At 71.7% G+C, this 25,268-nt stretch carries 26 protein-coding genes and 1 pseudogene; 19 read left to right on the top strand and 8 right to left on the bottom strand.

Annotated elements, in window-relative coordinates; genetic code table 11:
• Positions 1 to 10 precede the first annotated feature (10 nt).
• Positions 11 to 181 (top strand): hypothetical protein, encoded by a 171-nt coding sequence (locus tag H505_RS50175; protein WP_157433176.1) that lies wholly within the window; start codon positions 11 to 13, stop codon positions 179 to 181.
• Here the strand turns inward: H505_RS50175 and H505_RS0129520 are convergent.
• The 3 genes from H505_RS0129520 to H505_RS0129510 all read right to left on the bottom strand — a co-directional run bounded on the left by H505_RS0129520 (position 178) and on the right by H505_RS0129510 (position 2,818).
• Complete coding sequence (locus H505_RS0129520; RefSeq protein WP_026404851.1) at positions 178 to 1,737, bottom strand: long-chain-fatty-acid--CoA ligase; 1,560 nt, start codon at positions 1,735 to 1,737, stop codon at positions 178 to 180. The two genes, H505_RS50175 and H505_RS0129520, sit on opposite strands and share 4 nt — an antisense overlap.
• Before the next feature lie 88 nt (positions 1,738 to 1,825).
• Positions 1,826 to 1,996, bottom strand: coding sequence for a hypothetical protein (locus H505_RS50750; RefSeq protein WP_169528874.1), 171 nt, complete (start codon positions 1,994 to 1,996; stop codon positions 1,826 to 1,828).
• A gap of 81 nt (positions 1,997 to 2,077) precedes the next feature.
• The gene (locus H505_RS0129510) at positions 2,078 to 2,818 is read right to left on the bottom strand and encodes a hypothetical protein (protein WP_026404850.1); all 741 of its coding nucleotides are present in this window, start codon (positions 2,816 to 2,818) and stop codon (positions 2,078 to 2,080) included.
• Between the two features lie 156 nt (positions 2,819 to 2,974).
• Here H505_RS0129510 and H505_RS0129505 point away from each other — a divergent pair, with 156 nt between their 5' ends.
• Complete coding sequence (locus H505_RS0129505) at positions 2,975 to 3,697, top strand: response regulator transcription factor (protein ID WP_026404849.1); 723 nt, start codon at positions 2,975 to 2,977, stop codon at positions 3,695 to 3,697.
• A complete protein-coding gene (locus tag H505_RS0129500) occupies positions 3,694 to 4,803 on the top strand; it encodes a sensor histidine kinase (RefSeq protein WP_026404848.1) in 1,110 nt (369 codons plus the stop codon). Before H505_RS0129505 ends, H505_RS0129500 begins: the two co-directional genes overlap by 4 nt.
• 17 nt (positions 4,804 to 4,820) lie before the next feature.
• Here the strand turns inward: H505_RS0129500 and H505_RS0129495 are convergent, their stop codons facing one another.
• The gene (locus tag H505_RS0129495) at positions 4,821 to 5,180 is read right to left on the bottom strand and encodes a hypothetical protein (protein WP_026404847.1); all 360 of its coding nucleotides are present in this window, start codon (positions 5,178 to 5,180) and stop codon (positions 4,821 to 4,823) included.
• Between the two features lie 267 nt (positions 5,181 to 5,447).
• On the opposite strand from H505_RS0129495, the gene H505_RS45110 reads away from it, so the two are divergent.
• The 3 genes and pseudogenes from H505_RS45110 to mptB form a co-directional block, all read left to right on the top strand.
• A complete protein-coding gene (locus tag H505_RS45110; protein ID WP_051301314.1) occupies positions 5,448 to 5,783 on the top strand; it encodes an STAS domain-containing protein in 336 nt (111 codons plus the stop codon).
• 109 nt (positions 5,784 to 5,892) lie between these two features.
• Positions 5,893 to 6,624: a glycosyltransferase family 2 protein gene (locus H505_RS0129485; RefSeq protein WP_034520459.1), complete on the top strand. Its 732-nt coding sequence runs from the start codon at positions 5,893 to 5,895 to the stop codon at positions 6,622 to 6,624.
• Positions 6,621 to 7,454, top strand: a pseudogene (gene mptB / locus H505_RS52920) (polyprenol phosphomannose-dependent alpha 1,6 mannosyltransferase MptB); the annotation flags it as partial. The gene H505_RS0129485 and the pseudogene mptB, both read left to right, overlap by 4 nt.
• 502 nt (positions 7,455 to 7,956) lie before the next feature.
• Here mptB and H505_RS52060 read toward each other — a convergent pair.
• Positions 7,957 to 10,119, bottom strand: coding sequence for a hypothetical protein (locus H505_RS52060; protein ID WP_051301307.1), 2,163 nt, complete (start codon positions 10,117 to 10,119; stop codon positions 7,957 to 7,959).
• Between the two features lie 163 nt (positions 10,120 to 10,282).
• Between H505_RS52060 and H505_RS45095 the strand changes: the two genes are divergently transcribed.
• The 6 genes from H505_RS45095 (at position 10,283) to H505_RS0129445 (ending at position 16,180) form a co-directional block, all read left to right on the top strand.
• Positions 10,283 to 11,629 (top strand): glycosyltransferase 87 family protein, encoded by a 1,347-nt coding sequence (locus tag H505_RS45095; protein ID WP_084550966.1) that lies wholly within the window; start codon positions 10,283 to 10,285, stop codon positions 11,627 to 11,629.
• The gene (locus H505_RS0129465) at positions 11,626 to 12,078 is read left to right on the top strand and encodes a DUF4446 family protein (RefSeq protein WP_026404844.1); all 453 of its coding nucleotides are present in this window, start codon (positions 11,626 to 11,628) and stop codon (positions 12,076 to 12,078) included. The genes H505_RS45095 and H505_RS0129465 overlap by 4 nt, the downstream gene beginning before the upstream one ends.
• A gap of 76 nt (positions 12,079 to 12,154) precedes the next feature.
• Entirely contained in the window at positions 12,155 to 13,099 is a 945-nt protein-coding gene (pheA, locus tag H505_RS0129460; protein WP_026404843.1) for a prephenate dehydratase, read from the top strand.
• A gap of 25 nt (positions 13,100 to 13,124) precedes the next feature.
• A complete protein-coding gene (locus H505_RS0129455; RefSeq protein ID WP_026404842.1) occupies positions 13,125 to 13,925 on the top strand; it encodes a class I SAM-dependent methyltransferase in 801 nt (266 codons plus the stop codon).
• Positions 13,926 to 13,968: 43 nt separating this feature from the next.
• Positions 13,969 to 15,228: a serine--tRNA ligase gene (gene serS, locus H505_RS0129450; protein ID WP_026404841.1), complete on the top strand. Its 1,260-nt coding sequence runs from the start codon at positions 13,969 to 13,971 to the stop codon at positions 15,226 to 15,228.
• A gap of 148 nt (positions 15,229 to 15,376) precedes the next feature.
• Complete coding sequence (locus H505_RS0129445) at positions 15,377 to 16,180, top strand: Cof-type HAD-IIB family hydrolase (protein WP_026404840.1); 804 nt, start codon at positions 15,377 to 15,379, stop codon at positions 16,178 to 16,180.
• Positions 16,181 to 16,243: 63 nt separating this feature from the next.
• Here the strand turns inward: H505_RS0129445 and H505_RS0129440 are convergent, their stop codons facing one another.
• On the bottom strand, positions 16,244 to 16,786 hold the full coding sequence (locus H505_RS0129440) for a bacterial proteasome activator family protein (RefSeq protein ID WP_026404839.1): 543 nt from the start codon (positions 16,784 to 16,786) through the stop codon (positions 16,244 to 16,246).
• A gap of 12 nt (positions 16,787 to 16,798) precedes the next feature.
• Entirely contained in the window at positions 16,799 to 17,359 is a 561-nt protein-coding gene (locus H505_RS45090; protein ID WP_051301306.1) for a zinc-binding dehydrogenase, read from the bottom strand.
• Between the two features lie 134 nt (positions 17,360 to 17,493).
• Here H505_RS45090 and H505_RS52535 point away from each other — a divergent pair, with 134 nt between their 5' ends.
• From H505_RS52535 to H505_RS0129400, 7 genes are all read left to right on the top strand, one after another.
• Positions 17,494 to 17,616, top strand: coding sequence for a hypothetical protein (locus tag H505_RS52535; RefSeq protein ID WP_281173494.1), 123 nt, complete (start codon positions 17,494 to 17,496; stop codon positions 17,614 to 17,616).
• 137 nt (positions 17,617 to 17,753) lie between these two features.
• Positions 17,754 to 19,193 (top strand): recombinase family protein, encoded by a 1,440-nt coding sequence (locus H505_RS0129425; protein WP_157433173.1) that lies wholly within the window; start codon positions 17,754 to 17,756, stop codon positions 19,191 to 19,193.
• Between the two features lie 116 nt (positions 19,194 to 19,309).
• On the top strand, positions 19,310 to 19,618 hold the full coding sequence (locus H505_RS0129420) for a hypothetical protein (RefSeq protein ID WP_026404837.1): 309 nt from the start codon (positions 19,310 to 19,312) through the stop codon (positions 19,616 to 19,618).
• Between the two features lie 511 nt (positions 19,619 to 20,129).
• Positions 20,130 to 21,602 (top strand): DNA primase family protein, encoded by a 1,473-nt coding sequence (locus H505_RS0129415; protein ID WP_026404836.1) that lies wholly within the window; start codon positions 20,130 to 20,132, stop codon positions 21,600 to 21,602.
• A 415-nt stretch (positions 21,603 to 22,017) separates the two neighbouring features.
• The gene (locus H505_RS50165; RefSeq protein ID WP_157433172.1) at positions 22,018 to 22,419 is read left to right on the top strand and encodes a hypothetical protein; all 402 of its coding nucleotides are present in this window, start codon (positions 22,018 to 22,020) and stop codon (positions 22,417 to 22,419) included.
• A 332-nt stretch (positions 22,420 to 22,751) separates the two neighbouring features.
• A complete protein-coding gene (locus H505_RS0129405) occupies positions 22,752 to 23,381 on the top strand; it encodes a hypothetical protein (RefSeq protein ID WP_026404834.1) in 630 nt (209 codons plus the stop codon).
• Positions 23,374 to 23,793, top strand: coding sequence for a hypothetical protein (locus tag H505_RS0129400; protein WP_026404833.1), 420 nt, complete (start codon positions 23,374 to 23,376; stop codon positions 23,791 to 23,793). The genes H505_RS0129405 and H505_RS0129400 overlap by 8 nt, the downstream gene beginning before the upstream one ends.
• 1,170 nt (positions 23,794 to 24,963) lie before the next feature.
• Here the strand turns inward: H505_RS0129400 and H505_RS0129395 are convergent.
• The coding region (locus H505_RS0129395; RefSeq protein WP_026404832.1) for a transposase family protein at positions 24,964 to 25,268 on the bottom strand (305 nt) is incomplete at its 5' end.

Here is a 25,268-nt window from a genome sequence, read left to right as displayed (position 1 = left end):
CGTCCCGCTCGTGTACGACTCGTTCCTCGGCACGCTGCCCTACGAGCACCCCGAGAAGCGCGCGTTCCTCCGGCCGAACCAGTACCAGGACAAGGAGGGGCCGGGGCCCGCCCGCCGGCGGTGCCCCGGCCACCTCGCCGACGTCGCGCGGCGCGCGCTCGCGGAGGCCGGCGCGGGCTAGTGGACCGCCCGGTCCCGGCCCTCCCAGTAGGGGGCGCGCAGCTCCCGCTTGAGGATCTTGCCGGTCGGGTTGCGCGGGATCTCGTCGCGGCGCTCCACCGAGGACGGGCACTTGAAGTGCGCGAGGCGCTCCCGGCAGAAGTCGATGAGGTCCTGCTCGGAGACGTCGGCGGACAGGACGACGATGGCCTTCGGCGTCTCGCCCCACTTCTCGTGCGGGACGCCGATCACCGCGCAGTCGGTGACGTCCGGGTGGCTCATCAGGGCGTTCTCGACCTCGGCCGGGTAGATGTTCTCCCCGCCCGAGATGATCATGTCCTTGACCCGGTCGTGCATGTAGAGGTAGCCGTCCTCGTCGAGGTAGCCGACGTCGCCGGTGCGGAACCAGCCCTCGCCCGGCAGCGCCGCGGACGTCGCGTCCGGCAGCTCCCAGTAGCCCTTCATGTTCTGCGGGGTGCGGCAGAGGATCTCGCCGACCTGCCCGGCCGGCTGCTCCTCGCCCGACGCCGGATCGACGATCCGCAGCTCGGTGACCGTGTTGGGCAGGCCCGCGCTGCGCAGCCGGTGCGTGTTCGGGCCGTCCGGGTCGTGGTCCTCGGGCGGCAGCATGGTGATCGCGCCGGTCGTCTCGGTCAGCCCGTAGACCTGCATGAACCCGCTGTTCGGCAGCATCCGCATGGCGCCCCGCAGGACCTCCTCGCTGATCGGCGACGCGCCGTAGATCAGCAGCCGGAGGCTGGACAGGTCGGCCTCGGCCACCTCGGGGATCAGCTGCATGAACTGCAGCAGCACCGGGACGAGGAAGATGTGCGTGACCCGGTGCTCCTCGATCGCGCGGGCGATCAGCGTCGGGTCGGGCTCCCGCGCGATCACGCCCGTGATGCCCTCGTGCACGGCGCAGACCGTCAGGACGTTGCCCGCGACGTGGTACATCGGCATCGCGACCATGAGGACGCTCGACTCGTCGACGTACCAGGCGTCCTTCACCATCGGCAGGCCCGCGAGGAAGTTGTCGTGCGTGAGCATCACGCCCTTGGGCCGGCCCGTGGTGCCCGACGAGTAGAGCTGCACGAACACGTCGGACGTCGCGATCTCGGCGTCCGCGACCGCGTCGGGCGCGGCGTTCACCCAGGCGGCGTAGTCGACGTGGGCGTGCCCGTCCGCGCCGTCGATGACGACCGCGTGCGTGGTGTGCTCGAGCCGGTCGCGCACCGCGTCGAGCACCGGGACGAACTCGGGCCCGACGATGAACACCTTGGCGCGCGCGTTGTTGACGATGTAGGCCACCTCGTCGGGCGCCAGCCGGTAGTTCACCGGGACCTGCACGGCGCCGATCCGCGCGGCCCCGAACAGCTGCTCGGCGTACTCGAGCGAGTTCTTGTCGAGGATGGCGACCCGGTCGCCGGCGCCGACGCCGGCCTCCGCGAGCGCCGCGGCCACCCGGTCGACGCGGCGGTCGAAGTCCGCGTACGTGATCCGCGCGTCGCCCGCGATGTACGCGATGCGGTCGGGGTGCGAGCGCGCGCGCTCACGCAGAATCTCGGTCAGACCAGGCACGATGCGTCCTTTCGCCGATAACCGCACACTTACCGCGCAATCATGCGGCCATCGGCGAGCGGGCGGCAAGGGACAGGTGTCCCGGTTCCTAGCCGCTTCTGGACATCTTCGAGACGAGGGTGACGGCGAGCACGACGACGACCGCGACGAGCCCGATGAAGAAGAAGAACTTGAGCATCGACAGGATGGCGCCGACGACGGTGAACAGCAGCCACACCGCCAGCACCACGCCGAGGATCATCAGGATTGTTTTGCCCATGCCTCCACGGTAGGCGGCGCCACCGACGCCCGTCATCACCCTGGAGGACGACCTCGACCCCGACGCGGGTCGGGGACGCCCCTAGGGGGCGGGCGGCGGCTGGGCGCCCGGGTACTGCTGCCCGCCCGGCGAGGGCGGCGGGTCGATCGGCTGCCCCGGAGCCCACCCGCCCGGCCCGGCCGGCCCGGCCGGCGGCTGCGGCTGCCCCGGAGCGGGCTGCCCGTGCATGGGCTGGCCGTGCATCGGCTGGCCCGGCATCGGCTGGCCCGGGGCGGGCTGGCCGGGCGCCCCGTACGGCGGCCCCGCCGGCGGCTGCCCGGGAGCGCCGAACGGCTGCCCCGGCCCCCCGGGGCCGAACGCGGGAGCCGTCCCGGCGCCGGACGACATCAGCACCTTCACCAGCGCGAGCCCCGCGGCGACCAGCGACGCGAGCAGCTCGTAGAACATGAACTTGACCGGCGCGGGCTCCATGAGGTCGCCGATCGGCCCTGTGCCCGGGAAGCGCTGGACCGACAGCATGATGGCCAGGTACGCCCCGATCCGGACGCCCACCTCCATCGCCACGAACGCCGCGATCGCCGCCCCGATCGGGGCCAGCGGCCCGCGCGGACGGGTGAACACCAGCGAGCCCCCGACGACCAGGCCGACGAAGAAGCACTCCATCAGGAAGTACACCGTCGACGCGCGGAACTCGATCATCGTGAGCGAGTGGTAGTTCCGGAAGATCGTGAGGACGATCGCGACGCCGGTGGCGAGGGCGCCCCCGACCATGATGAGCGCGACGACGGCGCCGGTGGAGGTCGCGGAGCGAGTTTGCGGCATTCGGCCATTAAAGCGTCGATCGTCGCCGAGTGTGAAGTCCCCGCTCCGCTCCGCTCCCGAGTCCTTACAGAGTGGTGACGCGTGCGGTGAACCGCCCGGCGGGGTCCGTAGCTTGGGACCCGTGACGTGCGAGAGAACCCCCCGGCCGGTGGCCCCGTGACCGCCCCCGGCCGCATCCTGGTGGTGGACGACGACCCCACGGTCGCGGAGGTCGTGGCCCGCTACCTGGCCCGCGACGGACACGAGGTGACGTGCGTGGCGGACGGGCGGACGGCGCTGCGCCGGGCCCTCGACCACCCGCCGGACCTGATCGTCCTCGACCTCATGCTGCCCGGCGTCGGCGGGCTCGAGGTGTGCCGGCGGCTGCGCGCGTCCTCGGCCGTCCCGATCGTGATGCTGACCGCGCTCGGCGCCGAGACCGACCGGCTCGCCGGGCTCGAACTCGGCGCGGACGACTACGTGACCAAGCCGTTCAGCCCCCGCGAGCTGGCGCTGCGGGTGAAGTCGGTGCTGCGCCGGGCGCGCGGCCCCGCCGTCCCGTCCGTCCCGGCGGGCCCGGGCGGGCCGTGGCGCGACGGCGGCCTCGTCGTGGACGCCGCCGCGCACGAGGCCGTGCTGGACGGCGCGCCCCTCGCGCTGACGGCCCGCGAGTTCGACCTGCTCGCGTTCCTCGTCCGCCACCCGCGCCGCGCGTTCACCCGCGACGAGCTGCTGAAGCAGGTGTGGGACTGGTCCTTCGGGGACGCCTCGACCGTCACCGTCCATGTGCGGCGGCTCCGGGAGAAGATCGAGGACGACCCGACCGCGCCGCGCCGGATCGTCACGGTGTGGGGCGTCGGCTACCGCTACGAGCCCGCCGCGGAAGGGGAGGGCGCGTGATCCCGTTCGCCGACCTGCTCCTCGTCGCCTGCTACGCGACGCTCGCGGCGGGCACCGTGGCCGCCGTCGCGCTCGTCCTGCTGCACGCGCTGCGCGGGCGGTCGGTCGCGACGCAGCTCGTGGTGGTGAGCGCCGCGACCGTCCTCGCGACGGTCGCGGGCATCCTCGTCATCTCGCTGCTGATGCTGATCAACGACCACGACCGGTCGGTGGTGCTCGCGGTGGTGGCGTCCGCGGGCCTGGTGGCGACGGCGGTGTCGCTGCTGCTCGGCCGCCGGCTCGTCGCGGCGAACCGGGCGCTGGTCGAGGCCGTCCGCGCGGACCGGTTCCGCCCGCCCGCGGTGCGCCTCCCGGCGGAGCTGGCCGAGCTGTCCCGCGAGCTGGACGCCGCCTACGCGCGGCTCGCCGCCGCGCACGAGCGGGAGCAGGCCCTGGAGGCCAGCCGCCGGGAGCTGGTCGCGTGGGTGAGCCACGACCTGCGCACCCCGCTCGCCGGGCTCCGCGCGATGGCCGAGGCGCTGGAGGACGAGGTCGTCGCGGACGCCGCGACCGTCCACCGCTACCACGCCCGCATCCGGGTGGAGGCGGAGCGGCTGACGGAGATGGTGGACGACCTGTTCGAGCTGTCCCGCATCCACGCGGGCGCGCTGCGCCTGACCCGCAGCCGGATCGGGCTGGCCGACCTGGTCGCGGAGGCGGTCGCCGGCGCGGAGGCGCTCGCCCGCGCCAAGGGCGTCCGGCTGACCGGCGACGTGCGCGGCGCCGGGCCCGTCCGGGTCGACACGGGGGAGCTGGGCCGCGCGCTGCGCAACCTGGTGGTGAACGCGATCCGGCACACCCCCGGCGACGGCACCGTGGAGATCGTCGGGGAGGTCCGGGACGGGCGGGCGCGGGTGTCGGTCGCGGACGGCTGCGGCGGCATCCCCGAGGACGACCTGCCGCGCGTCTTCGACGTCGCGTTCCGCGGGGAGGCGGCGCGCAGCCCCGGCGGCGGTGCCGGGCTCGGCCTCGCCATCGCCCGCGGCATCGTCGAGGCCCACGCCGGCGAGATCGGCGTCGCCAACTCCGGCACGGGCTGCCGCTTCGAGATCTCCCTGCCGGTCTGATCCCGGCGGGGCGCCCGTCAGCCCTCGACGGCTTCGGTCATCAGCCGGACGGTCGCGCAGGGCCAGCGGGTCATGCAGGCGCGGCAGCGGCGGATGGGGCGGTCGGGGTCGCTGGAGATGCCGCCCGCGTCCTGGGGGCGGTGCAGGTCGAGCAGGCGCAGCGCCAGGTCGGCGAACGCCAGCACCTCGTCGCGGGCGCCGGTGATGAAGGCGACGTCCTCCCGGGAGAGGCGCGCCTTGACGGGGACGAAGCCGTCCTTGTTCACCAGCCGGGTGAGGTGCCCGGTGGACGAGCGCCACGAGCTCGCCTTCGCGGAACGCGCGCGGATCGTCTCCAGGCGTTCGCGCAGCCGCGCTTCGCGCTCTTCGGCCGTCATGTGCGGCGCACCCCCCAATGCTCGGCCCGCGCGGCGGCGGAGCCGTCCGCCGCCGTTCGGGTTCAGCGTCCCCCAAACGGGGCCGCCGCGAGGGGCGAACGGCGAAGATCGCGGCCACGAGCAAGGGCGAAAACATCCCATTACCGTGCGTAGTACGCAAAGGGTATGGGCAGGTCGGGACGGGCGACACGCCCGGACGCCCCCATGTCATGGGGCACTCCGCGAACCGTCTGGCCCATCGGCCTTCGGCGGGATAGTGTGCCGAACGTGGAGCTGAACGTCTCGACCGCGTCTCAAGGGGGTCACGCCGTCGTCACGGCGACCGGCGAGCTCGACCTGTACACGGCGCCCAGGCTGCAGGCCGCGCTCGCGGCCCTGCTGCGCGACCGCGTCGACCGCATCACGGTCGACATGAGCGGCGTCGAGTTCTGCGATTCGACCGGCATGAACGTGCTGCTGTCGGCCATGAAGCGGCTCAAGGAGCAGGGCGGCGCGCTCGAACTCGCCGCCCCGCGCCCCGCCGTCAAGCGAATCCTGCAGGTCACCGGGCTCGACACCGTGTTCACCGTGACCGAGGCCGCGCCCGCCATGGACGCCGGCTGACCCGACCGAACCGACCACCGAACCGCGCACCGGACCGACCGCGGGAACATCGGGTGAACCGCCGCCCGAACCGGCACGAGCGTGCGGTGCGCGCACTACGATCGCCGGTATGCAGGACGTAGCGGTGATCATTCCGGCCAAGGACGAAGCCGACCGCATCGCCGACACCGTCGAGGCCGCCCGCGGACTGCCGGGCGCCGACCTCGTCGTGGTCGTCGACGACGGGTCGTCCGACGGCACCGCCCGGGTGGCGGAACGGGCCGGCGCGCGCGTCGTGCGGCACGGCCGCAACCGCGGCAAGGGCTGCGCCATGGAGAGCGGCGCCGAAGCCGTCAAGCTGCTCGAGGACGGCCGCGAGGAGCCCCGCCACCTGCTGTTCCTCGACGCCGACCTCGCCGGCACCGCGAGCGAGGCGGCCCCGCTCGTCGAGCCCGTCCGGCGCGGCGAGGCCGACATGTCGATCGCGGTGTTCGCCACCACCGTCAAGCTCGGCGGCCACGGGCTCGTCGTGCGGCTGTCCCGCGAGGGCATCCGCCGCGCCACCGGCTGGGAGGCCACCCAGCCGCTCAACGGGCAGCGCTGCCTCACCCGCCCGGCGTTCGAGGCGGCCCGGCCGCTCGCCGCCGGGTTCGGCGTGGAGACCGCCCTCACCATCGACCTGCTGCGCCGCGGCTTCCGGGTGACGGAGGTGGAGGTGCCGCTCGCGCACCGCGCCACCGGCACCGACTGGCGCGCGCAGGCGCACCGGGCCCGGCAGCTGCGGGACGTGGCGCGGGCCCTGGCCGTCCGCGACCCCGCGGTGGCCGGGCGGCTGGCCCGGGTGCGCGGCCCCCGCCCGTGACCCGCCCGGCTCCGGCCGGACTCGGCGGCTGCGGGCTCGCCGCCCTCGGCGCGAGCACGCTGTGCTTCCTCGTGACCGCCCTGCTCGGGCCGTCCGCGTTCCAGCCGGCGCTCCCCGGAGCCGCCGCCGAACCCCCCTACTCCCTCGACACCGCGCCGTCGCCGTACCTGGTGACCGCCCTCGTCGCCGCGGGCATCGTCCTGGGCGCGGGCGGGCTGGGCGCCTGCATGGCCGCCGCGCGCCGCGGCTGGACCGTCCGTCCGCTGCCGCTGGTGGGGGCGGGCCTCCTCGCGGCCGTCGCGTTCGTGTTCCTGCCGCCCGTCGGGTCCGCCGACCACCTGAACTACGCGTCGTACGGGCGGATGGCCGCCACCGGGCACGACCCGTACGCGACGACCGCCGCGGACGTCCCGCACGACCCGGTGATCGGCGCGCCGGAGGAGTGGCGCACGACGCCCAGCGTGTACGGGCCGATCACGACGGCCGGGCAGGCGTTCGCGTCCTGGGTCGGCGGCGACTCGGTGAAGCTGACCGTGTTCGCCCTCTCGGCGCTCAACGTCGCGGCGTTCGCGCTCACCGCGTGGATCCTCTACAAGACGTCCCGGACGCGCGCGCGCCGCCTGCGCACCGCCCTCCTATGGACGTGCAACCCGCTGCTGCTCTACCAACTGGTGTCGGGCGGGCACAACGACGTCCTCGCCATCGCCCCCATGGTCGCGGCGCTCGCCGTGTTCTCCGGACGCGGCTGGGGGCGGGCCCTCGCGGCGGGCGCGCTGACGGGCGCCGGTGCGGCCATCAAGCTCCCCGCGGCGCTCGTCGGCGGCGGCCCCGCCTGGACCCTGCTCCGCGACCGGCACGCGCGGCTCCGCCTCCTCGCCCTGTTCGGCGGCGCCGGAGCCGCCGTCGCCGCCGGGTACGCCCTCGCCGGCCCGCACGCCCTCGACCAGATCAACCGCGCCAGCGACATGGTGTCGTTCGCGACCCCCTGGCACCTGCTGGACGACGCGATGGGCCGCGGCTCCAACCGCGACCTCATCAAGATCGGCATGGTGCTGCTCGCCCTCGTGCTGTTCGCGCTGCTCGTCCGCGCCCTCCCCCGGGACGGCGCCGCCGAGCACACGCGCGTCTCGGCGGCGTTCGTCCTCGCGTGGCTCCTCGCCGCCCCCTACGCGCTGCCCTGGTACGACGGGTTCGGGTGGGCGCTCCTCGCGCTGCTGCCGTGGACGCGCGTCGACTGGGTCCTGCTCGCCCACACCACCGCGCTCAGCCTCGCCTACCTGCCCGCGCGCGCGCCGAAGCTCGCAAGGATGCCGGACGACCTGGCGTGGCTCTTCACGACCGTTCGGCCGACGGTCGTCCCGTGGATCCTGCTCGCGCTTCTGCTGGCACTGGTGCTTCTGTGCCTGCGTTCAGGTCGATCTCCAGCGACCGCAGCCCCGCCGCCAGCATCAGCGGCGTCGCGAGGCTGAACGCCACCGACAGGATCACCACGCCCGAGTCGTTCACCAGCATGCCGATCAGCCCGACCGCCAGCGCGCAGATCACCGCGGGCCGCATCGTCCGGCTGTGCTCGTAGGCCCGCCCCAGCAGCGACACCCGCCACCGCGTCGGCCGCGCCAGCACGAAGAACAGGAAGACCACCGCCGCGATCAGCGCCACCGTGTACGGCCAGTACCCGAGGCTGCCGATCATCGCGTTGAACTTGCGGACGACGACGCTCCACGCCTCGCCGGCCACCAGGTCCTTCCAGAAGCGCCCCAGATGCGTCGGATTGTCGCTCTGCGCGTTCCAGTACGAGATGCCGAGCACCACCACCGCGCCCGCCGCGCAGAACGCCCCCAGCTTCACCGGCGACACCCGCCGGCCCGTCACCAGCATCCCCAGCATCGCGAACGCCGGCACCATCGCCAGCACCCCGCCGAAGTCGCTGCCCCACGCCGGCAGCCCGTCCACCGCGACCGCGACCACCCCGATGACCGCCACCAGCGCCGCCGCGACCGCCTTGCGCTCCCGCCGCAGCGGGAACTCCGACAGCCACGCCGCCGTCAGGATCGCCGCCACCGCGAACAGCGCGAACGCCTGGTTGCCGAACCCGTAGAACCGTCCCGCGATCAGCGCCGTGTACCCCATCAGCGTGTTCAGCTGCAGGTTCGACCCCGTCATCACGTCGAGCGCCAGGACCGACGCCGTCACCGCCGTGATCACCAGCCCCGGCAGGAACACCGACCTGCGCCACGGCCCCGCCAGCGACACCCCCGTCAGCAGCGCCCCGAACCCCAGCACCGTCAGGACGAGCATCACCGTCGGGTTCGACGCCCGCCACCACGGCAGCAGCCCGGTCAGGAACGTCGCCGCCGGGACCGCGCCGCCGAACAGCGCGATCACCCGCGTCCCGCCCAGGATCCGCGCCCGCGACCGCCGGTCCCCGCCGAGCCGCCGCAGCGCCAGCGCCGCGGCCCCGTACGCGACGAGCTGCGCCGCGAACAGCACCCAGTAGAACGACGTCTGCACGGCGCTGATCCCCTGCGCCGCCACGTCGTCGTCGTCCAGCGCCTCGACCTGCTCGGCCGCCGAGTCGTCCGTGGCCTCGCCCCGCCACACCGAACCCACCGCGGCGTCCGGCTGCTCCAGCCCCAGCTCCCGCAGCACGGTCGCCGTCAGGTCCGTGAGCGTCACGAGACCCTCCTGGCGCGTCGCGCCCGACGTCAGGTACCCGTCGCCGAACCCGTCGCCCTTCGCGGCCGCCACGTGCAGATGCGGGTCCGCGCTCGCGTCCGCGAGTCCCGCGACCAGCACGGTCGTCCCGTCCGGCACGCCCGCCAGCACCCGCGCGACCTCGCGGTCCGCCGCGGCCGCCGCCGCGGCCCGCTCGTCCGCGCCCAACTCGACCGGGTCGCCGTCCGCGTCCACCCCGGCGTCCACGTGCGCGCGGAAGACGTCGTCCACCGACACCGCCGCGACCGGGCACGCCGCCCAGTCCGCCGACCGGACGTCGCCGGGGGAGCCGGCGTACCGGTCCACCCGCCCGCTCCCGTCGGCGAGCCCGAGCACCGCGCCCGGCCCCACCGCCAGCGTGCAGCCGCCCGCCGCGTGCACCGCGTCCCCGAGCAGCCCCGGCTTCGCGCGGTAGCCGGTGCCCGCGTTGTCCTTCACGATCGCCGGCCACCCCGGCGCGACCGCCCCGCCTTGCGGGACCCCCGCGCCCGACGTCGCGGGCGTCGCGGGCAGCGCGCAGCTCCCGTTCGGCAGCCGGGCCCGCTGGCCCGCCGACACCGTGAGCCACCCGTCCGACGGGCACGTCAGCCGCCGCGTCGTCCGCACGCTCAGCGCCGCGCTCGACCCGTCCTCGACCAGGCCCCACAGCGCGGGCGTGCCCTCCCGGTCGACGTCGCTCCACAGCAGCCCCGGAACGCCGACGACGACCACGCGCCCCTCGGGCGCCGCCGCCGCCGGGGGAGCGAGCAGGACCGACAGCCCCGCCGCCCCGGCGACCACCGCAGCGAGGGTCGCAAGGAGAATTCCGGCCCTCGTCCCCCGCTGAACCATGGCGTCGAGTGTATGGCGTCGCCGGATCGCCCCGGCGCCGCCGGTGCGCGGCGAGGGGATCGGGCGCACGCGGCGAGCCGGGGGACGCGGCCGCGCAAATAGACTCGGCGAAATGTGGGTCAAGGGATCTCGGGCGGCGGGCGGCAGGCCCGCGGACCTGCTGATCGTGCTGGCCGGGATCGCCGTCGCCGCCGCCGCGATCGCGCCGATCGCCGCGCACTGGCTCACCAACCCGCCCGACCAGCGGCTCGTCGACCTCGAGGTCTACCGCGAGGGCGGACGCGCGGTACTGCGGGGCGCGCCGCTGTACGAGGTGCTCACCCAGCCGCCGCAGTTCCTCCCCTTCACCTACCCGCCGTTCGCCGCCGCGCTCGCCGTCCCGTTCACGCTGCTGCCGTGGGGCGCGGCCCAGATCGTCTGGACGGCGCTGGTCTACGCGGCGCTCGTGGTCGTCGTCCGGTACGCGTTCCGCGACCTGCTCCGGCGGACGGGGCGCTGGGCGCCGCTCGCGACCGGCGCGCTCGTCGGGGCGGCCGCGTGGATCCTTCCGGACCGGGACCAGATCCGCTTCGGGCAGGTCGGGCTGTTCCTGCTCGCGATGTGCCTGGCCGACTGCTGCACGCGCTCCCCGCGCTGGCCGCGCGGCGTCCTCGTCGGGCTCGCCGTCGCGATCAAGCTGGTGCCGGGCGTCTTCCTCATCTACTTCCTGGTCACCGGACGGTTCCGCGCCGCGGGCAACGCCGTCATGACGGCCGTCGGGGCGACCCTGCTCGGGTTCATGCTGCTGCCGTCCGACTCGGTCGACTACTGGTTCGGCGCGCTGCTGCAGGGCGGCGACCGGACGGGCGCCATCGACGGGACGACGAACCAGGCGATCAACGGCATCGTCGCGCGGGTCCTGCCGGAGGGGACCGCCCGGTCCGCGGTGTGGCTCGTCCTGTGGCTGGCCATGGCGTACATCGGGTTCCGGCTCGCGCTCCGCGCGACCCACGCCGCCGACGCGCTCGCCGGGCCGCCGTCCCGGACCTTCCCGGGGACCGACCACCTCCCGGCCGCGGACCGCCCGGCGTCCTACGGCCTGCTGCTCGCCGGGGTCTCGATCACCGGCCTGCTGTCCGTCCTGCTGTCCCCTGTCGGGTGGATTCACCACTTCGTCTGGATGATCCCCGTCATCGGTGCTCTGGTAGGCGACGGGCGAGACACGCGAAGATGTCTTTTCGGCGCGGCGACGTGGTTCTACTTCCTGTGGCCGCTGCCCTGGTGGGGGGCCCGGATGATCGGCCCCGAACACGGATATATCGCCGAATTCTTCGGCCGTGTGATCCAAGATCTGTTCGGTCTCGCGGCCATCGCGTCCGTCTTCGTCCTCGGCCGCTGGCTCGTCGACAGGACGCTGCGCGACGGCAGCCCTCCGGATCCTTCGCAGAAGCGGGCGGAGGTGGGTACGCTCACCCCGTGATATTGGTCACGGTGGCCGTCGCCGGCCTGGTCGCCGGAGTCGTGGGCCTGTCCATCGCGGTGGTGGCCCACAACCGGGTGAACCAGGTCGTCGACGAATGCGGGCACATGCTGCGGCGTCAGCTCCAGATCGCGGGCGGCACGGTCGACGAGTGCGCCCTGCGCGACCTCGCCATCGTGCACTACGACGCCCTCAAGGAGATGACGGGGCGGCGCTCCTTCTCGCTCGCGCTGCTCAACGCCGTCGGCGACGGCGTCGTCGTCAGCTCCATCAACGGGCGCACCGAGACGCGCACCTACGCCAAGGCCGTCCAGGCGGGGCAGCCCATGGAGCGGCTCTCCCCCGAGGAGAACCAGGCCCTGCGCGCCGCCCGCCTCGGCAAGGGCCCCGTCGTCTCCATGGACGACCCCCTCGCCGACTTCGGCGACGAGGCGACGACCCGCACCTGACGGCGGCAAGTAGACTCGGTCTCTCTCGCCACGCCCACGTCAGGCGTGCCTTTCCACACCACCGCCGGGGGACCTCGTGACCGCAGACGCCAGGCCGGAACGCTACGCCTTCCTGGGTCCGCGCGGCACGTTCACCGAGGCGGCGCTCCTGTCGGTCCCGGGCGCCGCCGACGCCGAGCAGGTCCCGTACGCGACCGTCCCGGCCGTCCTGGACGCCCTGCGCCGCGGCGACGCCGACGCCGCGGTCGTCGCGCTGGAGAACTCCGTCGAGGGCTCGGTCCCCACCACCCTCGACGAACTCGCCACCGGCGAGCCCCTGCAGATCGTCGGCGAGATCCACCTCCCCGTGACGTTCGCCCTGCTCGTCCGTCCGGGCACCGCGATCGAGGACATCAAGTCCGTCGCCTCGCACCCCATCGCGCAGCCCCAGTGCCGCCGCTGGCTCGCCGACAACGTCCCGCACGCCGAATGGCACGCGGCCACGTCGAACGCCGAGGCCGCCCAGCGCGTCGCCGACGGCCACTACGACGCCGCGCTCGCCGGCTCGTTCGCCGCGGCCCGCTACGGCCTCACCGTCCTCGCCGAGGACATCCACGACATCGCCGACGCCGTCACCCGCTTCATCGTCCTGCGCCGCCCCTGCGCCCCGCCCGAGCCCACCGGCACCGACCGCACCACGGTCGTCGCGTTCATCGGCGAGGACCACCCCGGCGCCCTCCTGGAGATCCTCACCGAGTTCTCCGTCCGCGGCATCAACCTGACCCTCATCCAGTCCCGCCCCACCGGCGCGGGCCTCGGCTCCTACCTCTTCTGGATGGACTTCGAGGGCCACGTCCGCGACGCCCGCGTCGGCGAGGCCCTGATGGGCCTGCGCCGCATCTGCGCCGACGTCCGCTACGTCGGCTCCTACCCCCGCGCCGACCGCGTCCGCCCCGAGATCCGCCGCGGCACCCACGACGACGACTACACCGCCGCCGCAGCCTGGCTCACCGCCATCGGCGGCACCCCGCCCACCCCCTGACCCGGCGGCCGGGCACACTGGCGGGGTGGACTTTGATGTGTTCGAGCGGGGGATGTGGGACGGGCGGGCTTCCGCTTACGAGCGGGGGTTCGCCCGGCTGACGGCGTACCTGGTGGGGCCGCTGCTGGACGCGGCGGGAGTCGGGGACGGGGCGCGGACGCTCGACGTCGGGACGGGGCCGGGGACCGTGGCCGCCGAGGCGGTTCGGCGGGGCGCGGAGGTGTCGGCCGTCGATGCCGAGCCGGGGATGGCGGAGACGGCGCGGCGGAACGTGCCGGAGGCGGACGTGCGGGTGGCGGTGCTGCCGGACGTGCCGTTCGCGGACGGGGCGTTCGACGCGGTCGTCGGGAACTTCGTGATCAACCATGTGGGGGATCCGGGGGCGGTGCTGGCGCGGCTGCGGCGGCTGCTGCGGCCGGGCGGGCGGCTGGCGGTGAGCTGCTGGGCGATGCCGGGCACGGGCGCGCTGGGGCTGGTGCGGGAGGCGATCGACCGGGCGGAGGTGCCGTGGCCCGCGGACGTGCCGGTGCCGCCGTTCATGGAGCACGGGGAGCCGACGGCGTTCCGGCGGCTGATGGCCGGGGCCGGGTTCGCGGACGTCGCCGTGGAGGAGGCGACGTGGGAGCACGTCGTCGACCCGGACGAGTGGTGGGAGCTGGGCGCGCTGGCGGGAGTGGGCAGCAACGGCGTGGTGGTGGGACGGCAGGACGCGGCGACGGTCGCGCGCATCAAGGACCGGTACGACGAGGTCGTGGCGGGGTATCCGGAGCGGGACGGGGGCGTGGCGCTGCCGGCGCACGCGCTGCTGGCGAGCGGCGCGGCCTGAAAAACGATCCGGGGCGCGGCGCGGGGGCGATAGCCTCGCTGTTGTGATTGACCTGCGAGCTCTTCGAGAGGACCCCGAGCGGCTGCGTGCATCGCAGCGCGCGCGCGGGGAGGATGACGGCATCGTCGATCGGCTGCTCGATCTGGACGGGAGGCGGCGTTCCGCCCTGACGTCCTTCGAGACGCTGCGGGCGGAGCAGAAGAGTTTCGGCAAGTCGGTGTCGCGGGCGAGCGGGGACGAGCGGGAGACGCTGCTGGCGCGGGCGAAGGAGCTGGCGCAGCAGGTCAAGGAGGCCGAGGGCGAGGCCGACCGGCTCGGCGCGGAGCTGGACGCGCTGCTGAAGGCGGTCCCGAACGTCGTCGAGGACGGCGTCCCGCCGGGCGGCGAGGAGGACTTCGTCGTCCTGGAGCACGTCGGGGAGCCGACCGAGTTCGACTTCGCGCCGAAGGACCACCTGGAGCTGGGCGAGGCGCTCGGCGCGATCGACATGGAGCGCGGCGCGAAGGTGTCGGGCGCGCGGTTCTACTACCTGACGGGCGTGGGGGCGCGGCTGCAGTACGCGCTGCTGAACCTCGCGATGGAGCAGGCCGTCTCGAACGGGTTCGTCCCGATGTACCCGCCGGTGCTGGTGAAGCCGGAGGCGATGGAGGGCACCGGGTTCCTCGGCGCCCATTCGGCCGAGGTGTACCACCTGGGCGAGGACGACCTGTACCTCGTGGGCACCTCGGAGGTGCCGCTCGCGGCGTACCACATGAACGAGATCATCGACGCGCTGCCGCGGCGGTACGCGGCGTGGTCGTCGTGCTTCCGGCGGGAGGCGGGCTCGTACGGCAAGGACACCCGCGGCATCATCCGGGTGCACCAGTTCGACAAGATCGAGATGTTCTCCTACTGCGATCCGGCGGACGCCCACGCGGAGCACCTGCGGCTGCTGGAGTGGGAGAAGGAGATGCTCGCCAAGGTCGAGATCCCGTACCGGGTGATCGACGTGGCGGCGGGCGATCTCGGCGCGAGCGCGGCCCGCAAGTACGACTGCGAGGCGTGGGTGCCGTCGCAGGGGACGTACCGGGAGGTCACGTCGACGTCGAACTGCACGGAGTTCCAGGCGCGGCGGCTGTCGGTCCGGCACAAGGACGCGGACGGCAGGAACCAGCCGGTCGCGACCCTGAACGGGACGCTGGCGACGACGCGGTGGATGGTCGCGATCCTCGAGAACCACCAGCGCGCGGACGGTTCGGTGCGGGTGCCGGAGGCGCTGCGGCGGTTCCTCGGGACGGACGTGCTGGAGCCCGTCGCCCGCTGATCGTTCGGCGCACGGCTTCGACGCATGCGGCCCGGGACGTCCGTCCCGGGCCGCGGTGCATCCGGGACGAACGAGGTAAAGGGGCACTCGGCGGACAAGTGGGTTGTGCGGTCGCCTAGGGTGTGATCCAGCTGCACTGGAAGGTGACATGACCAAGCCTGCGCCCCGCGTTATCGCCACCGACCTCGACGGCACGATCGTCCGGTCCGACGGGACGATCTCGGCCCGCACGGTCGACGCGCTCGCCCGCGTCGAGCGGGCCGGCGCGCTGCTCGTCATGGTCACCGGACGGCCGCCGCGCTGGATGACCGAGGTCGCCGCGGCGGTCGGGCACCACGGCGCCGCGATCTGCGCGAACGGGGCCGTCCTGTACGACCTGCACACCGAGACGGTGCTGCGCGCGCACGAGATCGCGACGGACGTGCTGGCCGAGGCGATCGGGCGGCTGCGGGGGGTGTCGCCGGAGCTGCGGTTCGCGGTCGAGTACCCGTCGGGGTTCGTGTTCGACTCCCGCTACAGCCTGGGCCGGTGGGACGCCGAGGCGCTCGGCGGCCGGTTCGTGGACGACGCGGAGCTGGTGGAGCGGCCGGGCACGAAGCTGCTGGCGTTCCATCCGGACGCCGATCCGGACGTGCTGGCGGAGAAGGCGGTGCAGGCGGTCGGCGACCTGGTGACGGTGACGCACTCGTCGGGCCGGGGGCTGCTGGAGATGAGCGCGCTCGGGGTGACGAAGGCGACGGCGCTGGCGGAGTTCTGCGCGGAGCGCGGGGTGGACGCGGCCGACGTGGTGGCGTTCGGGGACATGCCGAACGACCTGCCGATGCTGGGCTGGGCGGGGACGTCGTACGGGGTGGCGAACGGGCACCCGCTGGTGTTGGCGGCGGTGACGCACCGGACGGCCCGCAACGACGACGACGGCGTCGCGCAGGTGCTGGAGCGCCTGTTCCCGTGACCGGGGCCGCCTAGGGGTGTGCGGGCCGCACCCGGGGCGGGCGCGGCCCGAACGTCAGGGCGTCTACAGGTACGGGCCGGTCGAGTGGCGCGTGCCGTGCTGCTGCTGCTCGTCTTCCGTGGGGGGAACCATCCCGGCGGGAAGAGCGCGGCGCATCTGTTCGAGCTGCGCGCGCGCCGCCATCTGCTGGGCGAACAGGGTGGTCTGGATGCCGTGGAAGAGGCCCTCCAGCCAGCCGACGAGCTGGGCCTGCGCGATGCGCAGTTCGGACTCGCTCGGCACGGTGCCCTCGGTGAACGGGAGCGAGAGCCGCTCCAGTTCCTCGACGAGCTCGGGCGCCAGGCCGTCCTCCAGCTCCTTGATGGACGATTTGTGGATCTCGCGCAGCCGGGCGCGGCTCGCCTCGTCCAGCGGCGCGGCCTTCACCTCGTCGAGCAGCTGGCGGATCATCCCGCCGATCCGCATGACCTTCGCGGGCTGCTCGACCATCTCGGCGACCGACTTGTCGCCCTTCTCCGCGTCACCGCCCTCCATGGCGATGCCGCCGGGGCCCACCACGAGAACCTGAGGCTCCGGTCCGGACTCGTTCTTCGAAGGCTCGCTCATATCCCCTCATCCTCACACGGTCAGCAGGATCTTGCCGACGTGTCCGCTCTCTTCGAGCAGTTCGTGCGCGCGCGCCGCGTCCGCCATGGGGATCCGCCGGTCGACCACCGGACGAACGTCCCCGGACGCGATCAGCGGCCACACGTTCTCCCGCACGCCCGCGACGATCTCCGCCTTCTCCCGGGCGGGACGCGACCGCAGCGTCGTCGGGTGCACCATCGCGCGCTTGCGCAGCAGCGCGCCGATGTCGAGTTCGGCCTTCGTCCCGCCCTGCAGACCGATGATCATAAGGCGGCCGCCGACCGCGAGCGCGTCCACGTTCCGGGCCAGGTACTTGGCGCCGATCAGGTCGAGGATCACGTCGTACGGGCCGGACTCGACGAAGTCCTCGGTGCGGTAGTTCACGGCGGCGTCCGCGCCCAGCTCCCGGCACCGCTCGGCCTTCTCCGGGCTCCCCACCGTGCAGACGACCCGGGCGCCGCGCGCCTTCGCGAGCTGGATCGCGAGCGTCCCGATGCCGCTGCCGCCGCCGTGCGCGAGCAGCGTCTCCCCGGCGCGCAGCCGCCCCAGCATGAAGACGTTCGACCAATCGGTGCGAACAGTTCACCCGTTCCGGGCGCATGACGCAGGTGCCCGGGACACGCACCGAAGGACGTCGCCACATGTTCACCTGCGCTCTCTGCCGCTCGGACTCCGCATACACGGAGTTGACCATCGAGTTCGTCACCCGCCGCCTCCCCGCCGGGGAGGTCGGTCCCACCGTATGCGATGACTGCGCGACCGCCATCGCGGAGTGCGTCACCGCGGCCCTGACGGAGGGCACCAAGTGACTTCCATTATCGCGTATGTCCGCAAGTCGCGGCGGGTCGGGAAGGGCCAGCGCGTTGCGTCCGCGGGGGACCAGCACAAGGCGATATGCGAGTACCTCCCCGCGAATGACCTTCCCGCGCTCACGGAGCTTCCCGGGATGTCGGAGGAGTACCCGGGGGCGTTCCTCGACAACGAGTCCGCGAGCAAGGACGACCGGACGGACCGGCCCGGGTGGCGCGCGGTCTTGGACGCGCTCCGCGCCGGCCTCGCTACCGTGCTGATCGTTCACGCGGTTGACCGTGCGTCCCGCATGGGGCTTCGTCACCTGCTCCACGAACTCCCCCCGCACGTCCGGCTGATCGCGATTCTCGACGGGTACGACTCCGCTCGCGACGACATTGGCGCGGAAGTGATGCTGACGGTCAAGGCTCGCGAAGCGCGGGACTACACGACCAAGCTGTCCGCCCGCGTGACGGACGCGAAGACCCGCCAGCGCGCGGAGGGTGAATACAGCACGCGTCCGCCGTACGGGCTCACGCGCCTACGTGACGGCTACGGTAAGGCGGTCGGCAAGCTGACCCATCACCCGGAACAATGGCCGATCGTTGCCCGGATCTTCGACGAGATCCGCGAGGGGCGGTCCCTGCGGAAGGTCGCGGAGGGACTGAACGCGGACGACGTCCCCACCGCGAAGGGCGGGGCGTGGCACACGGCCACAATCCGCAGCATGGTCATGAATGACATCTATGCCGGGTGGCTCACGCGCCGTGGGAAGGCGACCGGTTACAAGTCGGAGCGCATACTCATCAACGGCCGCCCTATCTGGGGACTCGCGGACGGTACGGATCCGATCCCCGCGAATGTGGTCCAGGACGCCCGGGACGCCCTGTCCGGTAAGGCAGGGTTCGGGACGGTCAAGCCCAACACGGGCAACCGGCTGATGTCCGGCAACCTCACGTGCGACGGGTGTGCCGGCCCGATGTCGTGGAACGGAACGGCCTACTGGCGGTGCTCGCGGAACCAATCGCGTCCGGGTTCCTGCCCCGATCCCGTTACGGTGCAAGACCGCCACATCGCGCCGCACGTGGTACACACCGCGCTCGGCAAGTTGACCGCGCTAGACCCTGCGGACGAGCGGGACGCTACCGCGCTCGCGGAGGTAGCCGCGGCGTGGTTCGGCGAGACGCAGACGGCGGACGCCGCGGACCTCGCCGAGGCGCGTCGCACGGTCGCAGAGGTGAAGCAACGCGCGGCACGTCTGCGGAAGGCGTTCCTTGACGGGCTTTTCGAAGACGACCCCGACGACTACGAACGCCAGAAAGCGGCGATTCAGCGTGACCGCGAGTCCGCCGCTGTGCGGCTCGGCGAACTGGAAGCGGCGGCACAGATCGACGTCACCTGGCTTACGGACGACGAAGCCGTAAGCGACGCATGGAACACCGCGGGCTTTGCGACGCGCCGCGCCATCCTCGCCGCGGCGCTCGCGGAGGTCCGCGTGTTCCGCACCCGTCGCGGAGGTGACGTGTCCAGGCGGGTCCCCGTCGAAGACCGCGTCAGTATCCGCATGCGGTGGGAACGCACCGCAGACACTCCGTAGACCGTCCTCGCGCGCCCTGGGCGCGCACTGTCCACACCCACAACACAAGCGGGACCGAACGGGCGCGGCAACGCCCGCCGGTCCCTGGACACGACCCTGCCAAGGAGAGTCACGTCATGTTCGGAGAGTTTACCGGCGTCGTCGCGGACGCTACCGGCACGTTCACCGCGGAGACGGAGCACGACGACGGCATCGTCGTCCACACGGTCATGCACGCTGACCGCAGCGTCTTCGCGGAGGTGTACGTCCCGTACGACTTCGGCACCGAAGCGACGATCACCGCTTGCGCCATCTACGCCGCGGACATGCGCATGTGCGGATACCTCGACCTGATCGCGGAGGACGACGTGTCCGCGGACGTTGTGGAGGTCTTCGAATACGTTTACGTCTTCTGCTCCGGTCCTGCTCGCGTGCGCGGCGCGTAGCAGGCTCAGCGGCCCGTAGAGGGCCGTCCGTGAACCCCCGGGATCCTCGGTAGGTCCCGGGGGTTCTCGCGTGTCAGGGGCGCGCTCACGCACCCTCGCGGTGAAGCACCGTCGTCGTCCCTGCGGGGGGCACATGGGGCAGATGGGGCAGATTTGAACCCCGATTTGGAAACCCCCCCTTCTATAGAGGGGGGACTTTGCAACTTGGGGTCAAAATCTGCCCCATCTGCCCCATCCTGCCCCCACCGCGACGACCGGGCCGCGAAGTGATTTCGCGGGGTCGCATCCGGGTTGAGCTGGGCGGACGCGGGGCGACGGGAAGACAACGGAGATTTCTGCGAACACCCGCGCCCTACAGGCACATGACTAGTATGTGGGAGAAAGGCGTTCCGCCGCTCTTACTCACGCGCACGGCGAGTCAATCCGTGCAACACGGGCCGCCCTTCCTGCTACGGGCTTCGCGGGAAGGGCGGCCGGCCGAAGCCCAATGAAGCCCGCGGAGAAGCCTCCCATGATTCTGCAAGACGAGAAACTGTACAGCGTCGCGTCACTCACGTTGGCGGACATGTCGACCCGCGAGGCTATCCGCTCGCGGCTGATCGGAGATCAGGACAGCGACGTTGACCGCGCCGTGTTCATGGCGAACGAACTGGACGGTGTGGTTATCCACATCCCTGGTCCCGGATGGTTCGTGTGGACCGGAACCGTATGGGCCGGAACGTCATCAGACGCCCCCGTGCGGGCGCTAGTCCAGCGCGTGACCGGCGAAATCCTCGCGACCGCCGCGAACTTCGCGGACGACGACACCAACCTCACGAACACGTTGGTGGATATCGCGCGTAAGTTCCGTCAGAGCTACGTGATTGACCGCGTACTCAAAGAGATCCAGGCCATGCCGCAGATCGCCCGCGAGGTTCACGAGCTGGACGGCGACCCGGAGCTGTTGACGTTCCGGAACGGCACGGTCGATCTCCGCACGGGCAACTTCACGGAACCGCGCTTCGACCCCGCGAACATGCTCACGCGGTTGGTCGACATCGATTACGACCCGTACGCGACGTCCGACCGGTGGGAAAGCTACCTGGAATCCAGTCAGCCGGACGCGGAGGTGCGGGAATTCCTCCAGCGCGCCGCCGGCTACGGGATCACTGGCTATACGAGCGAAGAGTGCCTGCTGTTCTTCTACGGCTCCGGCCGGAACGGCAAGGGAGTCTTTACCGAGACGCTCGCGCATGCCTTCGCACCGATCACCGTCACGCCGCTTGCGGACTTCTGGTACCGCGGTCCGCGGAAGGGGTCTACGATCGCCATGCTTCACGGTGCGCGACTCGTCATCAGTGACGAGATGAGCGACCGGAGCCTAGACGAGCAGTTTCTGAAGATGGTCGCTGCGGCGTCGCCGCTTCAAGCGGATCCGAAGCACAAGGCCGCGTACGACTTCAAGCCGCAAGGGCTGATCATCATGAGCGGCAACGACAAGCCGCGAATCACAGGAACGGATGAGGGCATATGGCGCAGGTTTCGGTGCGTGAACTGGGCGCAATCGTTCGTGGGCCGCGAGGACCGCACGTTGAAATCCGACCTGTTGAGCGACGCGGAGCTAACCGGCATCGCGGCATGGGTCGTGGAAGGGGCGGTCAGATGGTTCGAGGACGGCTTGACCGAACCGAAGGCCGTCACGGACGCGACTGACGAATACCGGAACGAATCCGATCCGTTCGCGGATTGGATCGACGGGTACCTAGAACCGTGCCCGGACGGCGGATTCATCCTTACGGCGAACCTCGCGGACAGCGCGTACGCCCACGGCGTCCCAAAGAGCAAGTCGAAGACCGCGATCACGCAAGCCGTTCTGCGTCAGATCCCCGGGGCGGAGGCGGCACGCGCGCGGCAGGACGGGCGGTTGGGTCGCGGCGTTCGCGGCGTGCGCATGGTGAAGACCGCTTCCGATGAGCGGTTCCCCGGAATTCAGGCACGGATCTAGCTCACATGTGACGGTTGTGACGGTTTTTAGGCTGTTTCCCTATTACTTCCCTATGGCTTCTTCTATGGGGGAGTTTATAGATTTGGCTTAAAAAGCGTCACAACCGTCACGCAGGGCGTCCGCCCTCATCACCGCGGGCAGCCCCCCCGCATTCCCCGCGTACCCGCTACCGCTCGACTGGTGACCGGGATCCGGTTCGCCGGAACGGCTGGAGTCGACGCGGAGCCGGGAGACCGGATTTTCGAGCAGATCCAGCGGCTGTAGCAGGGTGTAGCGGGGTTGCAAGGCCGCTCTAGGGGGACGAATAAATTTCCCTTAGAGCGGCCTACTAACCCCGATACACCCTGCTACAGCCCGCCCTTGTCCCCGCATTCCCCGCGTGCCCGTGGATTCTGGCGCGCCTACAGAAAGCCCAGTGATGTACGCCGCTAAACTCTCCCGCGCTGAGATCGCGTTTCGCCGCAAGGCCGCGCGCCGTGCGGAGCGTGCCGCACGTGCTGCCGCAATAGAGGCCGAATGGTTGAAATGGATGTACCGCGACCATGCGCCGCCCACCCAGGTGCCGCATGCTCGCCACGCTCTCACGTTCGCGGAGCTGCCCCGCGTGACCGCTCGTCCCGCCCCGCCGGTATTTCCTGCCGACGCGGATTGGCCGGCTGGCATCCCGCGTCCGTCGGACGGTCATCCGTTCCCATCCGTCAAGGTGCTCGCCCGGTGGCTAGGGGAGCGCGTCCGCCGCTTCCGCGACGACGAAGTCAACACCATGTACGCCGCATGGTGTGACGCACTCCAGAACGTTACGGAGCACGCCCCGTGACCGCCGCGCTGAACCTCGCTGCGCTCACGGACGAACCCGCGAGCGCAGCGGAGCGTGCCGCGCACCCCCGCGAGCACGGCCGGACGTACCGGACGCCGGGGTACTACTTTCCGCCGCGCACGGAGACGCTCACCGACCGTGTGATCCGTATGCGTGCGGACTCAGCGTGCTTTACCAGACAGCTCCGCACGCTTGCGGAAGGGCCCGAAGGCTGATGCGGTCCACCATCGCCGTTCTGCCGATCGGCAACTGAGCCCAGGGGCGTCCCGCTATTGGAGCGGGTGCGGGACGCCCCTTCCACCCGCTCCCCCGCTCCGCGAAGGAGAACTACCATGGAACTGGACATCAACCTCCGAACGCACCCGATCCCGGGTATCGCGGAGGCCGCGACTGACGCAGCCTTCGACGCTGAGTCCGCTTATGCGGCGGAGGTCGCGAAGCATCACGATCTGCTTGCGGACGACTGGCAGGACCGCGCGCACGCCCGGGAGGCCGCGCTCACGGCCGCTGAGATCGACAGGAACGGTAAGCGCGACACGAAGCGGCCCCCCGAGATCCACTCAGCGTCGATCCGGCGCGCGGAGGTGCTCGCGCATCTCGCCGCGCAGCGCCGCGAGGTCGAGCGACTGGATGCGGCCGCTCGCGACGCCATCGCGGCCGAACTGCCTGCCGCGATGCCTGCCGCGAAGACGCGCGCTTACGCCGCGCTCGCCTCGTTCAAGGACGCCATCGCCGCACTGGAGCGCACGGCGGAGGAGTTCAAGAGCGAGGTCAACCGGGCCGCGACCATCCAGCACCGCGCCGCGGGCGGCAGTGCGTGGAACGCGCCCGACAAGTTCGGTGGGCCGGACGCCGCGCTGTCCGCGCTGGGGCACGATGTGCGCGTCTACGAGCTGACCGAGCAGGCCACGCGGGCGACTGAGTACCTGCGCAACCGGTTCGGGGTGGAAGGCCGTGACTGACGATTTGTACGCGGTACCGCCGGAGGGTCTCCACAGCGGCAGGGATGTCGAGACCCGCCGGCAGGCTCGCCGGCGCGCCCTGGACGAGTTGGTTGCGTCCGGGGCGGCGGAGGAGGACGTGACCGCCGCGATAGACGCCACGGTCGCCGCGGACGCCGCAGACAGCAACGCCTTGACGGCGTCGCACGCCGCGGGCACCGCGTTCGTGGTGACCGGCTACGGCGTGCCGCCCATGCATGTGGCGGAGTCCCTGCTCGGTACCCCCGCGGGGGACGCGAGCGCGGTGCACTACGGCTTTGACACGTCCGCACCGACACGGGATCAGATCATGGCAATGCGACAGCGGGGCATGGGGTGGGCGGAAATCAACGCCTACTGCCAGACTCGGAAGCGGAGCGGTATGCCGCGCTGAGCCGGTCCCTGACGCGCGCTGAATAGGCGGGGCGGAAAGTAACACATCCCCCCGCCTATTCGGCCGTTCATGGGCATTTGAGAGACGAGCAAAGGCCACCCGGTGCGTGTCGCCGGGTGCTGGTGTGTCTGACTGATCGCACCCGAACGCACTGGCTCCCCGCGAAATCCCCCGCGGAGGAGCAATCCCCCCTTTCCGTCCGGGAGCGTCGCGCATGCGTGCGCAGCGTACGGCGCGTGTCCCGCGGACGCCCCGCGAGCGCCCCTATCGCCGCGCCCTGCGGGTGTGCGTGCTCGCGTTGTCGTTGTTGTTGAACGCGGAATCGAACGACCTCCGGAAGTGGGCTCGCGTCACGCTGAGTGACCGGACCCCCGGGGGTGTGGCCCGATTACCAGCAAGGTTGGCGAACGGTGGGTCATAGGCGGAGAGCTTTTGTACGGGTTTCGAGGTGCCCACAGCGCACAGTTGGTCACATACTGTACACACTTAGCTATGCTAACGAGTTTCCATAGTGACCAGCGAACGTCAACCGTGCGGCCCTGCGGTCAGCCGCGAATTGACACGACTTTCCATGCGTGTCGCCGCGGGTGCCCACACTTCCCCCGGCTTGTCACCCTCGCTTGTCACTGTCCGCCCACACTTGCGCCCCGGAGTTTCCGTGTAAACCGCGGAGGCTCCGGGGCGTTTTTTGCGTTTCCAGAGATGTGGAAACCCCCGGGGCCGCGAGTCCCGATGACTTTCCATCATACCGGGAAGTGCGGAAACCGACCAGTGACTAGCGGTTTCCGCCGGACGCCGTCCCCGGCGGAACTCGCACGTGCGTTCCATAGCAGGCCGGCCGGTTGCGTCTCTCAAGTTTCCGCGCTGTCGCGCCCGCACTTTCCGCCGCACGCCCCACCGTGGCAACACCTTCGCCCCGGAGTTTCCTGCGCTTTACGCGGGAGGCTCCGGGGCTTTTTTGTGTCCAGGCATGCGGAAAGCCTCCAGGCCGCGGGGGTCCCAGAGGCTTTCCATCGTGCCCAGAAGGTAAAGGGAGGGAACTGAAACCCTTCTGGGCGCGTCTGAGTTGCCCGCTATCCCGGTTTCGCGTGTCGCCCCGGGCCGTTACCGCGGGCATACGGGGAACGGCTCTCACGGACGTCGTGAGCGCGGTGGGTGAGTGAAGCTTTTTCAACATGCGTTGAGCTCGCGGTTCTGGAGGACGTGGATGGCCTTGGCGAGGTGACCGGCCCGGTGGGGGCAACAACGTAGCTTCGTGAGGATCTTCCAGGTCTTGAGCTGGGCGTTGGCTCGTTCGCCCGGTCCGCGGAGCTTGGCGTGGGAGCGGTTGGCGTCCTTGAGTGGCTCGGGCTTGTTCTTGCCTCTGTAGGGCGTCTGGATGTGCGGATCGGCGCCGACGTAGCCCTTGTCGGCCAGGACCAGCAGCCCGGAGGCGGCCAGTTCACGGACCAGGCCCCAGATCCTGGCGGCCTTCA

It is taken from the genome of Actinomadura rifamycini DSM 43936, from assembly GCF_000425065.1.
GTDB lineage: Bacteria > Actinomycetota > Actinomycetes > Streptosporangiales > Streptosporangiaceae > Spirillospora > Spirillospora rifamycini.
This window is presented reverse-complemented; position numbering and strand designations above follow the sequence as displayed.

Coding starts and splice junctions, on each gene's coding strand:
- H505_RS50750 (WP_169528874.1), bottom strand. CDS start 1,996: ATGGGCAAAACAATCCTGATGATCCTCGGCGTGGTGCTGGCGGTGTGG.
- H505_RS0129510 (WP_026404850.1), bottom strand. CDS start 2,818: ATGCCGCAAACTCGCTCCGCGACCTCCACCGGCGCCGTCGTCGCGCTC.
- H505_RS0129495 (WP_026404847.1), bottom strand. CDS start 5,180: ATGACGGCCGAAGAGCGCGAAGCGCGGCTGCGCGAACGCCTGGAGACG.
- H505_RS0129485 (WP_034520459.1), top strand. CDS start 5,893: ATGCAGGACGTAGCGGTGATCATTCCGGCCAAGGACGAAGCCGACCGC.
- H505_RS45095 (WP_084550966.1), top strand. CDS start 10,283: ATGTGGGTCAAGGGATCTCGGGCGGCGGGCGGCAGGCCCGCGGACCTG.
- H505_RS0129445 (WP_026404840.1), top strand. CDS start 15,377: ATGACCAAGCCTGCGCCCCGCGTTATCGCCACCGACCTCGACGGCACG.
- H505_RS0129440 (WP_026404839.1), bottom strand. CDS start 16,786: ATGAGCGAGCCTTCGAAGAACGAGTCCGGACCGGAGCCTCAGGTTCTC.
- H505_RS45090 (WP_051301306.1), bottom strand. CDS start 17,359: ATGCTGGGGCGGCTGCGCGCCGGGGAGACGCTGCTCGCGCACGGCGGC.
- H505_RS0129425 (WP_157433173.1), top strand. CDS start 17,754: ATGTCGGAGGAGTACCCGGGGGCGTTCCTCGACAACGAGTCCGCGAGC.
- H505_RS0129420 (WP_026404837.1), top strand. CDS start 19,310: ATGTTCGGAGAGTTTACCGGCGTCGTCGCGGACGCTACCGGCACGTTC.
- H505_RS0129415 (WP_026404836.1), top strand. CDS start 20,130: ATGATTCTGCAAGACGAGAAACTGTACAGCGTCGCGTCACTCACGTTG.
- H505_RS0129405 (WP_026404834.1), top strand. CDS start 22,752: ATGGAACTGGACATCAACCTCCGAACGCACCCGATCCCGGGTATCGCG.